9 protein-coding genes are annotated in these 12,851 nt (G+C 69.9%); 3 read left to right on the top strand and 6 right to left on the bottom strand.

The window, feature by feature from the left end; all coding sequences use genetic code 11:
- Positions 1-453: 453 nt before the first annotated feature.
- A complete protein-coding gene (locus AB0K82_RS22850; RefSeq protein ID WP_364399889.1) occupies positions 454-1,356 on the bottom strand; it encodes a tyrosine-type recombinase/integrase in 903 nt (300 codons plus the stop codon).
- A gap of 199 nt (positions 1,357-1,555) precedes the next feature.
- Here AB0K82_RS22850 and AB0K82_RS22845 point away from each other — a divergent pair, with 199 nt between their 5' ends.
- The gene (locus AB0K82_RS22845) at positions 1,556-2,761 is read left to right on the top strand and encodes an MFS transporter (RefSeq protein WP_364399885.1); all 1,206 of its coding nucleotides are present in this window, start codon (positions 1,556-1,558) and stop codon (positions 2,759-2,761) included.
- 50 nt (positions 2,762-2,811) lie between these two features.
- Positions 2,812-3,216, top strand: a complete 405-nt coding sequence (locus AB0K82_RS22840) for a MerR family transcriptional regulator (RefSeq protein ID WP_364399882.1) — start codon at positions 2,812-2,814, stop codon at positions 3,214-3,216.
- Positions 3,217-3,299: 83 nt separating this feature from the next.
- Here AB0K82_RS22840 and AB0K82_RS22835 read toward each other — a convergent pair whose 3' ends face one another.
- The 5 genes from AB0K82_RS22835 to AB0K82_RS22815 form a co-directional block, all read right to left on the bottom strand.
- Positions 3,300-6,215: a Tn3 family transposase gene (locus AB0K82_RS22835; RefSeq protein WP_364399879.1), complete on the bottom strand. Its 2,916-nt coding sequence runs from the start codon at positions 6,213-6,215 to the stop codon at positions 3,300-3,302.
- A gap of 317 nt (positions 6,216-6,532) precedes the next feature.
- Positions 6,533-8,923: an excinuclease ABC subunit UvrA gene (locus AB0K82_RS22830; protein WP_364399876.1), complete on the bottom strand. Its 2,391-nt coding sequence runs from the start codon at positions 8,921-8,923 to the stop codon at positions 6,533-6,535.
- Between the two features lie 255 nt (positions 8,924-9,178).
- Positions 9,179-9,628 carry a helix-turn-helix transcriptional regulator gene (locus AB0K82_RS22825; RefSeq protein ID WP_364399873.1) on the bottom strand — a complete coding sequence of 150 codons (450 nt, stop codon included), beginning with the start codon at positions 9,626-9,628 and terminating at the stop codon, positions 9,179-9,181.
- Between the two features lie 77 nt (positions 9,629-9,705).
- Positions 9,706-10,839, bottom strand: a complete 1,134-nt coding sequence (locus AB0K82_RS22820) for an epoxide hydrolase family protein (protein WP_364399870.1) — start codon at positions 10,837-10,839, stop codon at positions 9,706-9,708.
- Positions 10,840-10,929: 90 nt separating this feature from the next.
- A complete protein-coding gene (locus AB0K82_RS22815) occupies positions 10,930-11,580 on the bottom strand; it encodes a TetR family transcriptional regulator (protein WP_364399867.1) in 651 nt (216 codons plus the stop codon).
- A 179-nt stretch (positions 11,581-11,759) separates the two neighbouring features.
- Here AB0K82_RS22815 and AB0K82_RS22810 point away from each other — a divergent pair, with 179 nt between their 5' ends.
- Entirely contained in the window at positions 11,760-12,833 is a 1,074-nt protein-coding gene (locus AB0K82_RS22810; protein ID WP_364399865.1) for a tyrosine-type recombinase/integrase, read from the top strand.
- Positions 12,834-12,851: the final 18 nt, after the last annotated feature.

The raw sequence follows: 12,851 nt of genomic DNA, 5'->3' as shown, positions 1-12,851 counted from the left end.
TCGTGTCACCGTCGCCCGGCGCACCAGCAGCGCCGAACACTGAGAGGACACGATGACCGACGCCTCCTGGTTGGGGCCGCCCCTCGACGTCCGGCCCGTGCTCGCCGAGCAGCAGGCCGCGTTCATCGACCTGCTGCGCCACCTTGACGGATCGTGACCGGACCCGGCGGAGGAGAGTGGATCTGCACCCGCGCCCCGACCACTGGCGGCTGCACCGTTGCCGCACACACTCCGCGGTGTGACCGCCCTGCAAGGCGCCACCCTCCAGGTAGTGAGCCGGACCCGCCGAAACCGCCGCCGTCAGCACCGGCTGCGGACACGCACGGCACCCGACCGGAAACCTCCTGACCACAGCCCCGCTTTCATCGGCTGTCGGGACCTTGGTCTCGGCCCTGCCGTCTCGGCGGTGTTCTCCCGAACATGACCCCAGCCGCAAGGTAGGTCGCGGTGCCTCTACCGGTCGAAGACTCGCTCGACGACGGCAGCGGTCTCGGCAGGTCCGGCGCGGAAGTACCGCGCCGAGGTGTCCAGGGACGAGTGACCGAGCAATGCCTGGACCTGGGCAGGGTCGGCGCCGCCCTGGCGGAGCCGAGTGGCGAAGGTGTGGCGGAGCCGGTGCGGGCGCAAGCCTTCGATGCCCGCCGCCTTGCCGACGGCCAGGACGACCTGGGCGATGCCGGAGTCGGTGAGCCGACCGCGCTGGCCGGTCCACAGCGGGCCGACCTCTCGGCCGCGCTCGTCCAGCCAGTCCGTGATGCGGCTGCGGGCGATCGCCGGGAGGGGGACGGTGCGGACCTCGTCGCTCTTGCCGTGCAGGCGGACAGTGCCGGTGCGGGGGGTGATGGCGATGTCCTCCAGGTCGAGGCGGGCGCATTCTTCCACCCGGGCTCCGGCATGCAGCAGCACGGTTACGATGGCCGCGTCGCGGGCGCCGCGGCGGGCGGCCGCGCGTTCGACGGCGCCCTGCTCGGCGGCGGTGAGGGCGTCGGGTTCGCCGGGCTTGGGAACGCGGGCGCGCTTGACGGCGATGCGCAGGCTGGCCTGTTCGTACAGCAGAGTGACGGCGGCCAGGGCCTGGTTGACGGTCGCGGGGGAGGCTCGGCGGGTGATGAGGTACCGGCGCCAGACGGTGACGGCGGCCTCGGCGCCGACCAGGTCGGCGAACGCGTCGGGGTAGTTGGCGGCGTGCTCGGTCAGCCAGGTGAGGTAGGCGCGAGCCTGCCGCTTGTAGGCCTTAATCGTGTTGGCGGCCAGCTTGCACCGGCCGAGATGCCGGTCCAGCGCGCTCAGCGCGACCTTGGCGGCCGCGAGCGAATCATGTCGATCGGGGCGGAGAGGGACGACTGGGGCGGCCATGCCGGGAGTCTCCTTCTTATCCGCTGAGTTTCACCGGCGAGCGGATCCGCCACGGCGTCATTATCCGCTGAGATTCTAGTCGAACTCAGTGGATAACGAGAGTTATCCACTGAGGTATGCAGGCCGTGGTGCGGTCTACGCCACGGATAGGAGTTTGGCCTTGACCTTGACGCCGACGTGAAGGCCAAGGCTTAGCGGCATGGGAACCACGAATCACTCCCGGGCCCTGGCGGTGCTAACGCTGTGCGCGTTCACCTTCGGCACCGGAGAAATCATGATCGCGGGGCTGCTGCCGGAGATAGCCGAGTCGGTGGGCGTCTCGCTGGCCACAGCGGGACTGCTGGTGAGCGCGTTCGCCGCCACCGTGGTGGTGGGTGGTCCGCTGCTCTCCCTAGCGGCGGGGCGGACACGGCGCAGGCGGATGCTCGTCGCGCTGATGCTCCTGTTCGTGGCGGGCAACGCGGCGGCCGCACTCGCCCCCTCGTTCGCCTTGCTGGCGGCGGGACGGATCGCGGCGGCGCTGGCGCATGCGGCGCTGATGCCGTTGTTCTTCGCGGTGGCCGCCGATGTCGCGCCGCCGGAGCGGCAGGGCTCGGCAGTGGCGCGGGTGTCGCTGGGGTTCAGCCTCGCGCTGATCGCCGGGCTGCCACTGGGTACCGCGCTCGGCCACTGGCTGGGCTGGCGGGTGACGTTCTGGGCGATGGTGGCGCTGGCGACGGTGGCGCTCGCGCTGGTCGCGCCGATCGTCCCGGACACCCCGGCAGGTGGACCTGGCGGCCGCGCGGCCGAGCTGCGGGTTCTGGCCGACCGGCGGGTCCAGGCGGTGATCGCGGTGACGGTGCTGGGCGCGGCCGGGGCGTTCACCGCCTATACATTCGTGACACCGCTGCTGACCGGGGTCGCCGGATTCAGCGCTACGGCGGTGACCGTCCTGCTGCTGTTGTTCGGCGCGGGCGGGACCGTCGGTGGCCTGGCCGGAGGGCGCCTCGCCGACCGGTCGGTGACCGGCGCCATCGTCGCGGGCATGGCCGCGCTGGCGGTGTCGCTGTTGGGACTCGGCCTGCTGGCTGGGGAGCGGGCCGGGGCGACTGTGTTCCTGCTGTTGTTCGGCGCGGCGTACTACGCGGTGATCCCGGCGGTGAACACGCGCATGATCGAGGTGGCGTCCCGCCGTGCGCGGACGCTGGCGCTCACCGTGCAGAGCTCGGCGTTCAACATGGGCATCGCGCTCGGCGGCTGGCTTGGCGGGCGCGTCATCGACCTCGGCCCGGGCCTACGCTGGACGCCGGCGGCGGGCGCGGCCGTCGCCGCGCTGGGCTGGGCGGTCGCCCTGGCGGAGCACTACAGGTCTGCGGCCGCCCTGCCCGCCGCCGAACCGGCCGAGGCACCGGAGACGCTGGGATGACGGGCGCGTCGCGCGGCGTTGACCTCACCGGCGAAGGGAGAGGTGACGGTATGCGCATCGGGGAGCTGGCGCAGGCGACGGGCACGACGACGCGTGCGCTGCGCTACTACGAGGAGCAGGGGCTGCTGCGTCCCCAGCGGTCGGCGAACGGGTACCGCGAGTACAGCCCCGAGGCCGAGCGCGTGGTGGACAACATCCGGCTGCTGCTGGCGTCCGGGCTGACCAGCGAGGACCTGCGGGCGGTCGGGGAATGTCTCGGCGACGAGCTGTTCGGTGATCGCGTCTGCGCCGACCCCGGCCCGAAGGTTGAGGTCTTCGAGCAGCGGCTCGCGTTGCTGCGGCGGCGCATCGGCGAGCTGGTCGCGGTGCACGACCGGCTCGCCGCTCGGCTGGACGACCTGCACGAAGAAGCCGCCAGGCGCCGCTGTCCACAAGCCGGACAAGCGGTCGCCTGAGCAACCTGCGCTGCGACCGTCCAACGACGCCTCTCCACGGCGTCCGCACAGGAAGTCTAAGCAATCCTACAATCTGGTCAGGGTCATGCGGCGAGGCCGAGGTCGAGGTGGGTGTCCATGTCGATCTCGATGGTTCCGTACAGGTTGGCGTGGGACCAGAACAGCGGGGACAACGCGCGCCGGTCGGCGTCGGTGAGCCGGCCCGCCCATTCGGGGTCTTTGAGGACCGACTGGACCAGGATGGTGTTGACGAAGACCAGGGCCGACTGCAGCAGGTGCAGGGCGAGCATGGAGGTCTCCTGGTTCTCCCGGTCGGTGCCGGTCAGCACGCCGTCCTTGCCGTAGAACAGGTCGGAGTTGGCCGAGTTCCAGTTCTCCACCACCTGCAGGCCCTCGTGGATCTCCCGGCGCAGGCCTTCGGAGGCCATGTACTCGGCGATGAACACCGTCTTGACCGCACGGCCGAGCTCCTCGATCGCCCGGTAGGTTGGATGCTTGGGGCCGCCGCGGGTGAAGCGGCGCAGCACCTGTTCGGCCTCGGCGGTGCCGAGCCGTAGCGCGGTGGCGTACTTGACCATCTGGTCGTACTGCTGGGCGATCAGGTCCCAGTCGATCGTGCGGTCCGACGTCATGCCCGCCAGGCACGCGGGGACTTCGTCGTCGGCGCCGGCGCGGGCCAGCTTCTGATGAGCGATGTTCTTCATCCGCGGCAGCAGCTTGAAGCCCAGCAGATGAGCGAAGGCGAACCCGACCAGGTTCTGGCCGTGGGTGTCGGTGTACTGCCGATCGATCGCCGCGTCGGTGCAGTGCCGCAGCACGCCCTCGATCATCGCGGCGACCTCTGAGGCCGAACACGACTTCAGCTGGGAGTACACGCACACCGACTTGCGCTCGACGTGCCAGTAGATCATCACGCCGTGGCCGCCGTAGCGGACGTGGTACTCGGTCATCAGGTTCGAAGACCAGGACCCGAACTTCTTCGAATCCGACGCGCACGCGGTTCCGGTGCCCCACCAGGCCTCATCACGCATCTTCAGCGTGGCGTTGACCAGGGTGGCGATCGCCTTGCGCAGGTTGTCGCGGTTGACGAACAGGTATCTGGTCGCACGCAGCGCGGCCTCGGTCTCGCCGTGGCGGCCGGCGGCCGCGATTCGTTTGATCCCGATGTTGGTGCCGAGCGCGTACAGCACCAGCAGCAGCCGTTTGCGGACGACGTCGCGTGGGGTGTTCTCCCTGGTCGCGACTGTGGTGAACGCGTCGGTGAACTTGGTAACGAAGTCGGCTTCCTTGAGGAAGTCCAGCAGGTCGATCACGCCCCAGCGGGCCTGGACCTCGGCGTGCAGGGCCCGCAGGTTGGCCGGGACCTCCAGCTTGCCGAGGTCGGGGACGTGCCAGCGTGGCTCGCCGCGGTGGGTCTTGACCTTTGTCCCGCCCGAGCGGCCCTTGCTGACGGCGGTCGCGCACGCGGTGATGGCGGTGCGCATCTGTTCCTTTATCGCGGCGATGAACTTGCCGGCGTCCAGCGGTTGGCGCAGTTCCTCGTAGTGGACGTCGCGGTTGTCTTCAAAGTCGGCCGGCAGGTCTTCTTCGGGGTTGCGCCACCGGCTGGCGCCGGCGACGTAGATCTCCCGGCGGCGTAGCGCGCGGGCCAGTGCCACCAGCACGCACAGCTCGTAGGGGACGCGTTCGATCTGCCTGTCCTCGTCCACGATCGCCTCCAGCCACGCGTCCGGGACCCCGCCGGCGGTCGGGACTTTCTCCAGGCCGTCGTAGTGGCGGATCTTGTTCGACACGTCGGCGTATCGGGCCAGCAGGTCCAGTGCGTCCATCACCGGCCGGTAGGCGGTGTTGTTGCACTTGAAGTCGATCGCGGCCAGCAGTTTGGGCAGCATCCGCCGGTAGTAGGAGGAATAAGAACTGGTCAGCACGGTACGAACCCGGGCCTTGTAGGCCCGCTGGTCGGCCTTGGCCTCGGCCACCAGCGCATGCAGCGTCGTCTCGTTCACCACCGGGTAGACCACCCGGCGGACCGTCTCATCCGGCCGTGCCAATGCCGCCTCGGCGATGGAGAACAGCTTGCTGTTCTTGCCGTGCACTCTCTTGGCCTCGGCGAACATCGCGTTTTCGACCTTGCGCTCGGCCCGTGTGTTGATCTTGGCGATCAGACCGATCAGCAGGTCCACCAGGGCGTCGGTGATCTCGGCGGTGCGGCACCAGGCCAGCGCCGCCAGCAGTGTCAACCGAATCGGCTGCGGATTGGCGGCGAAGTCTGATGGGTGCGAGGCCGCGGCGCGGGCCCGCCACGCCGCCACCAGCTTGTCGGAGAACCCGCCGAACAGGTCCGCCGGCAAGCCCAGCGTCTTCGCACGCTGCAGCTTGACGATCTCTTCCAGCAGCGTCTCCAGACCCAACCGCCCCGGGTCGGACTTCAGCTCGGCCAGGAATCCGTCCCGGCCGGTCGCCAACTCCTCCAGCCCGGCGACCGTCTCCGCTGACAACCGGGCCACCACCTGGGCGCAGAACGCCTTCTCGAACCGGGCCCGGCTGCCGCCAAGGATCCGCTCGATACGGCCCGGCGGCTCGATCTTCAGCTTCCGGCAGCGGGCCAGCATCGCCGCCCGCACGCCCTCATCGGCCAATACCACCGGGCAGATCTCGATGGCCAGCCAGTCGATCAGGGACTCCTCATCGGCCCGGGTCGCCTCCCGAAAGCCCAGCGCCTCCCGGATCTGAGCACGGTGGTACTCGATCGTCCGGCCCGTCCACCGGTACTCCGCGAACAGCTCCGGATCGACCTTCACCTGCCCGGCCACATAGTCCACTGCGGCCTTGGGGATCTCCCCAGCACGCCGCGGGAACCGGGCCTCGATCTCGAAGAACTTCAGCAACAGGCCGAAACCCAGGCGCGTCGCGCCGGTCTTGTTGCCCACCAGCCGCCAGTCGCCGTCCAGCAACGTCCACGCGGCGATCAGATCTTCCGGCTCCCACTCCCGACGCACCCGCGCGCACCCTTCGCTCGATCCATTCCCCGAGGATGAGGACCACGATCGAGCGCCCCGCACGCCCTACCGCGTCGTACCGCCAACCCGTGACGATCACGAACCGCATTCGTGATCTAGCTCATCGCTACCTTGCGGCTGGGGTCACGTTCGGGAGAACACCGCCGTCTCGTCCTGCCGGGTACACCGAGCCGACCGCACAGCGGGACGAAGACGAGAAAAGTGCCGCAAGCGGCCCTTCCCCCGGGGCTTCTCAGTCCCCGGGGGCTTCCCGCAATGTGCGAGAACTCGTTCCACGGTGTCCGGTAGAACCTCAGTCAGGCGTCGACGTAGGCCGCGAGGTGCTCACCGGTGAGAGTGGAGCGGGCGGCGACGAGGTCGGCGGGTGTGCCCTCGAAGACGACCCGGCCACCGTCATGGCCGGCTCCGGGGCCGAGGTCGACGATCCAGTCGGCGTGCGCCATGACCGCTTGGTGGTGCTCGATGACGATGACCGACTTGCCGGAGTCGACGAGCCGGTCCAACAGGCCGAGCAACTGCTCGACGTCGGCGAGGTGCAGACCGGTGGTCGGCTCGTCCAGGACGTAGACGCCGCCCTTCTCGGCCATGTGGGTGGCCAGCTTGAGCCGCTGCCGTTCGCCGCCGGACAGCGTCGTGAGCGGCTGGCCGAGGCTGAGGTAGCCGAGCCCGACGTCGGCGAGCCGGCCGAGGATGGCGTGCGCGGCCGGGGTGCGCGCCTCGCCGGTGCCGAAGAACTCCTCGGCCTCGGTCACCGACATCGCGAGCACCTGGCTGATGTCGCGGCCGCCGAGGTGATACTCCAGCACCGATGCCTGGAACCGTTTCCCCTCGCACTCCTCGCAGGGGATGGCGACGCCGGCCATCATCGCCAGGTCGGTATAGATCACGCCGGCGCCGTTGCAGTTCGGGCAGGCGCCCTCGGAGTTGGCGCTGAACAGCGCCGGCTTCACGCCGTTGGCCTTCGCGAACGCCTTGCGGATCGGGTCGAGCAGTCCGGTGTAGGTCGCCGGGTTGCTCCGTCGCGAGCCGCGGATCGGGGTCTGGTCGACCGACACCACCCCGTCGCGTCCGGAGACTGAGCCGTGGATCAACGAGCTCTTGCCCGACCCGGCCACGCCCGTCACCACGACGAGCACCCCGAGGGGGATGTCGACGTCGACGTTCTGGAGGTTGTGCGTCGCCGCGCCGCGGATCTCCAGCGTGCCGGTGGAGGTCCGTACCTTCTCCTTGAGGGCCGCCCGGTCGTCGAGATGGCGGCCGGTGATGGTGCCGCTCGCCCGCAGTCCCTCGACGGTGCCCTCGAAGCAGATGGTGCCGCCCGCCGTACCGGCGCCGGGGCCGAGGTCGACGACGTGGTCGGCGATCGCGATCGCCTCCGGCTTGTGCTCCACGACCAGCACGGTGTTGCCCTTGTCCCGCAGGCGCAGCAACAGGTCGTTCATCCGCTGGATGTCATGCGGGTGCAGCCCGATCGTCGGCTCGTCGAAGACGTAGGTGACGTCGGTGAGCGAGGAGCCGAGGTGGCGGATCATCTTGGTGCGCTGAGCCTCGCCGCCCGACAGCGTGCCCGCCGGCCGGTCGAGCGAGAGGTAGCCCAGCCCGATCTCCACGAACGACTCGAGGGTCTCCCGCAACGCCTCGAGCAGCGGCCCGACGGACGGTTCATCCAGGCCCTTCACCCACTCGGCGAGGTCGCTGATCTGCATCGCGCAGGCGTCGGCGATGCTGATCCCCTTGATCTTCGAGGAGCGGGCCGTCTCGCTGAGCCGGGTGCCCTCGCACTCGGGACAGGTGGTGAAGGTGACCGCTCGCTCCACGAAGGCACGGACGTGCGGTTGCAGCGAATCGACGTCCTTGGACAGCATCGACTTCTGGATCTTCGAAATCAGACCCTCGTAGGTGAGGTTGATCCCCTCGACCTTTATCTTGGTCGGCTCCTTGTAGAGCAGGTCGTTCAGCTCTTTCTTGGTGAACTTGCGGATCGGCTTGTCCGGGTCGAAGAAGCCGCAACCGCTGAAGATGCGGCCGTACCACCCGTCCTTGCTGTAGCCGGGGATCGTGAGGGCGCCCTCGTTGAGCGACTTGCTGTCGTCGTACAACTGGGTCAGGTCGATGTCGTTGACCGAGCCCCGGCCCTCGCAGCGCGGACACATGCCGCCGGTGATGCTGAAACTGCGACTCTCCTTCACTGTGCGTCCGGCGCGCTCCAGGGCGACCGCACCCGCCCCGCTGATCGAGGCGACATTGAAGGAGAACGCCTGCGGCGAGCCGATGTGCGGCTGCCCGAGCCGGCTGAACAGGATGCGCAGCATCGCGTTGGCGTCGGTGGCGGTGCCGACCGTGGAGCGGGGATCGGCGCCCATCCGCTGCTGGTCGACGATGATCGCGGTCGTCAGCCCGTCGAGCACGTCGACCTCGGGCCGCGCCAGCGTCGGCATGAAGCCCTGCACGAATGCGCTGTAAGTCTCGTTGATCAGCCGCTGCGACTCCGCGGCGATCGTGCCGAACACCAGCGAACTCTTACCCGAGCCGGAGACGCCGGTGAACACCGTCAGCCGACGCTTCGGGATCTCGACGCTGACGTCCTTGAGGTTGTTCGCGCGCGCGCCGTGCACGCGGATCAGACCGTGGCTGTCGGCGACGTGCGGCGCAGGCGGCTGCGTGTCCGTTCTCGTGGCAATGCTCATCGTGTCTCCATCTGTTCGGGTGGGCCCGGCTGCACGCTCTCCGCCGGCGTCGCCCGGCCGAGGCGTCAGACCGGCCGGCGGCCGTCGCGCATCGGCTCGCGGTCAGGCGGTTCGTTCACCTCGCGCCAGGCCTGGACACGGCACGGGTAGACGCGGAACCGGCGGTACGGGGAGCGGGGGGCGGCACTCATCGATCCTGGAGCACCTGCTCGTCGTAGGCGAGGAAGCCGGGATGAACGGCGAAATTCATGGCCGTCACGCTAGCTGCGGCCCGCTGACCGGCGCTTCTCGATTCCTGATCGGTCTGGTCACCTGTTTGGCCACGCATGACGGGATCCCTGCGGCCGCGCCGGGTGCCTGGCGTCGGTAGACGCTGGGGGGCGTTCCGACGAGTTCGGTGAAGCGGGTGCTGAAGGTGCCCAGCGATGAGCAGCCGACCGCGAAGCAGACCTCGGTGACGGTGAGGTCGCCGCGGCGTAGCAGTGCCATCGCGCGTTCGATGCGCCGTGTCATGAGATAGGCGTACGGCGACTCGCCGTAGGCGCGCTTGAACTCGCGGCTGAGGTGCCCGGCCGACATGTGCACGCCGCGGGCGAGTGCCTCGACGTCCAGCGGCTGCGCGTACTCCCGGTCGATCCGGTCGCGGACACGGCGCAGCCGCGCGAGGTCGCTCAGGTTCTGCGCGGCGGCGGGTCTGCTGGTCACCTGCGAGATAGTGCCACGTCGCACCCGAAGTTGCCTAACGCCGCCGGCGTCCGTCCCCCCGCGCTCGGGGGCGATGATCAGCGGTAGGCGCGGAAGAAGTCGGTGATGTCGCGGGCGAGCAGGTCCGGTTCCTCATGGGCGGCGAAGTGTCCGCCCCGGGGCATGCGCGTGTACCGGGTGAGGTTGTAGGTGCGCTCGGCCCAGCTGCGGGGCGGCCGGCTGAGGTCGGCCGGGAACAGGGCGAGCGCCGTGGGGACGTCGACCCGTTCCACGCGCCGCGTCAGTCCATTGGCGTACTCGTAGTAGGGACGGAACGACGTGGAGATGGTCTCGGTGAACCAGTAGAGCGATGCCTGGGTCAGGATGAAGTCGTCGCTGAACCGGGAAGTCAGATCGCCTCCGCAGTCGCTCCACGCGCGGTACTTCTCGACGATCCAGGCGAGCAGCCCGGCCGGTGAGTCGGCCAGTCCGAGGCTCAGGGTGAGGGGGCGGGTGCTCTGCTGGTGCTGGTATCCCCCCTCTTCCGTGGTCCACGCCGCGACGGAGTCGAGGTACGCCTGTTCCTCCGGGGTGAGGCCGGCGGCGTCGTAGGCGATCGGATTGGCGATCGCGAGCAGGTGAATGCCGACGAGTGCTTCGGGGTGGGCCTCGCCGAGACGCGAGGTGACTCCGGCGCCCAGGTCGCCTCCGTGGGCGGCGTATCGATCGAAGCCGAGTTCGTCGTGCATGAGCCGGTGCCAGAGCTCGTGGGTCTGCGGCGGGTCCGTGAGCGAGGGTCGCTGTGGCGAGAAGGCGAATCCGGGCAGCGAGGGGACGATCACGGTGAACGCGTCGGCGGCGTCGCCCCCGTACCGCGACGGCGTGGCCAACCGGTCGGCCAGGCCGACCAGTTCGAGGAAGGAGCTGGGCCACCCGTTGGTCAGGACGATCGGCAGGGCGCCGGGGCGTTCGCCGTCGAAGCGCAGGTAGTGGACCGGAGTTCCATCGATGTCCGCGAAATGGGACGGAAGAGCGTTGATCTCGGCTTCGTGCGCGCGCCAGTCATAGCCGGAGGCCCAGTACGCGACGAGCCGCCGCAGTTCGCCGGCCTCGGTGCCGGCACCCCACCCGCTCATGGGCCAGGCGAGCGGCCACCGCGTGCCGAGCAGCCGAGAACGCAGGTCGTTCAGCTCTGCGTCGGTGACCGCGAGCAGAGGCGAAGTGCGGGACATGGAGGTCTCCTTTGTCTGTCTTGGCTGTCAGTACGTCGCCGGCGCCGGCCGTCACTTCGCGCCCCGGTGGGGGAGGGCCGGCCACACCGGTCACCCGGCCGTTCCGTCGGTGGGGTCGAGAGTCCGGGCGATCGCGGCCCGCGTCACCTCGCGCGGCTCCGGCGCCGTCGCCAGCAGGGCATGCATGATCATTCCCTCCAGCAGGGCGTCCAGGCGCGCGGCATCGTCCGGGCTGGTGAAACGGGCCAGTACGGCCCGGCTCTCCCGCGTCCACGCTTCTGTCAGGACGCGCAGGTCGGGGTCGCGGAGCGCGGCCAGGTGGAGCTCGAATCCGAGGACCGCGCCGCGGTGCCGGGCAGGGCCTCCGTGGACGAGATCGACCAGGACCTCGACGAACTGCTCATGCGTTCGCACGTCCTCGAACAGCCTCTCGAAGTGCGCGGACTGCAGTTCCACGTACCGGGCGAACGCCTGCGCCTGCAGATCGACCAGGCTGGAGAAGTGGTAGGTGACCGACCCCAGCGGCACGTCGGCACCCGTGGCGATGTGCCGGTGGGTCGTCCCGGCCAACCCGTACTCCGCGATCACGTCGAGGGCGGCGTCCAGGATGCGCGTCCTGCGGTCCGGGTCGTACCGGCGAGTCCGCCGCACCCGGCCCGACCCGGCCGCGGAACGGCGCCCCGGACCCGTAGCCGTCTCTCCCTCGGCAGGATCCGCCGACGGCGGTTCGATGGGCGTCATGTGGACAAATGTACACTCACTAGGAACAAATGTACGCGTCGATGGTCGGGGGAGGGGCCGGCACCGCACGTTCGCCCCCTCAGCGCAAGGCGCTGAGCTTGAAGACGGTGACACCCCCTGGAGGGCGAAAGGCACACCACTCGAAGAAGGCCGCCGTCGGATGACAGGATGGTCCGTCGATGATCGAAGACGAACCGCAGGCGAGCGCACCGGGCCCTCATCGGATCGACCGGGTCGGCCCACCGGTCCGGCTGTCGATGAGCGACGGACGCGCGCTGCACGACTGGGGGGCTCCCGGTCTGCCGGCGGCGTACGACCCCGAGCGCGACCCGTACCGCGTCTATCTGGACCGGCTCGACAGCGAGCAGTCGCGGCGGACGATGCGCGGCTGCCTGGACCGGATCGCCCGGATCATCGCCATGGACGACACCGTGACCGGGGCCGGGCGCCCGTGGTGGCTGCTCCGCTACGAGCACACGACGCGCATCCGCGCCGAACTGCGCGCCCGGACGAGTGAGGACGGGCGGCCGGCCTACTCGCCGTCGTCGATCAACAAGCATCTGGTGGCCTTGCGGCAGGTCCTGCGCGAGTGCTGGCGGCTCGGGCTGATGACCGCCGAGGACTATCAGCGTGCCGTCGACCTGAAGTCGGTGGAGGGGTCCCGGCTGCCGCGCGGTCACCACATCCCGGACCGCTCCCTGGGCGCGGCGCTGGCCGTGTGCGACACCGACCCCTCACCGGCCGGGCGGCGTGACGCCGCGCTGCTCGCCGTCCTGTACACCACCGGCGCCCGGCGCGGAGAGATCGCCGGGCTGGCGATCGGCGATTACGACCCGGCGGAGCGGTCACTGCGGGTACGCGGCAAGCGCGACAAGGAGCGGCTCGTCTACGTGACGGTCGAGGCGGCGATCCGCCTGGACGCCTGGATCGCCGTTCGCGGCCGCGGGCCCGGAGCGCTGTTCCCGCCGATCAGCCGGGTCGGCCGGTGCCGGATCCGGGACGGCGCCCTGGCCCACCCCACGGGCCAGGCGATCGCCGGCATCCTCGCCCGCCGGCTGGCCCAGGCGGGCGTCCCACCGCACACGCCGCACGACTTCCGCCGGACCTTCATCGGCGAGTTGCTGGACGCCGGAGTCGATCTGGCCACCGCCCAGCAGCTCGTCGGCCACGCCTCTCCGGCCACCACGGCGCGTTATGACCGCCGCCCCGAACGGCAGCGCCGCGACGCCGTCGACCGGTTGCGCCTGCCCTGACCCGGTCGGCGGCGTCCT

The sequence above is a fragment of the Actinoallomurus sp. NPDC052274 genome (genome assembly GCF_040679475.1).
Taxonomy (GTDB): Bacteria; Actinomycetota; Actinomycetes; order Streptosporangiales; family Streptosporangiaceae; genus Actinoallomurus; species Actinoallomurus liliacearum.
The sequence above is the reverse complement of the archived record's forward strand: the minus strand, read 5'-3'. Positions and strand labels throughout refer to the sequence as shown.

What these genes read in the sequence shown, in the direction of transcription:
- AB0K82_RS22830 (WP_364399876.1), bottom strand. Translation starts at nt 8,923, where the DNA reads ATGAGCATTGCCACGAGAACGGACACGCAGCCGCCTGCGCCGCACGTC.
- AB0K82_RS22820 (WP_364399870.1), bottom strand. Translation starts at nt 10,839, where the DNA reads ATGTCCCGCACTTCGCCTCTGCTCGCGGTCACCGACGCAGAGCTGAAC.
- AB0K82_RS22840 (WP_364399882.1), top strand. Translation starts at nt 2,812, where the DNA reads ATGCGCATCGGGGAGCTGGCGCAGGCGACGGGCACGACGACGCGTGCG.
- AB0K82_RS22845 (WP_364399885.1), top strand. Translation starts at nt 1,556, where the DNA reads ATGGGAACCACGAATCACTCCCGGGCCCTGGCGGTGCTAACGCTGTGC.
- AB0K82_RS22810 (WP_364399865.1), top strand. Translation starts at nt 11,760, where the DNA reads ATGATCGAAGACGAACCGCAGGCGAGCGCACCGGGCCCTCATCGGATC.
- AB0K82_RS22815 (WP_364399867.1), bottom strand. Translation starts at nt 11,580, where the DNA reads ATGACGCCCATCGAACCGCCGTCGGCGGATCCTGCCGAGGGAGAGACG.
- AB0K82_RS22850 (WP_364399889.1), bottom strand. Translation starts at nt 1,356, where the DNA reads ATGGCCGCCCCAGTCGTCCCTCTCCGCCCCGATCGACATGATTCGCTC.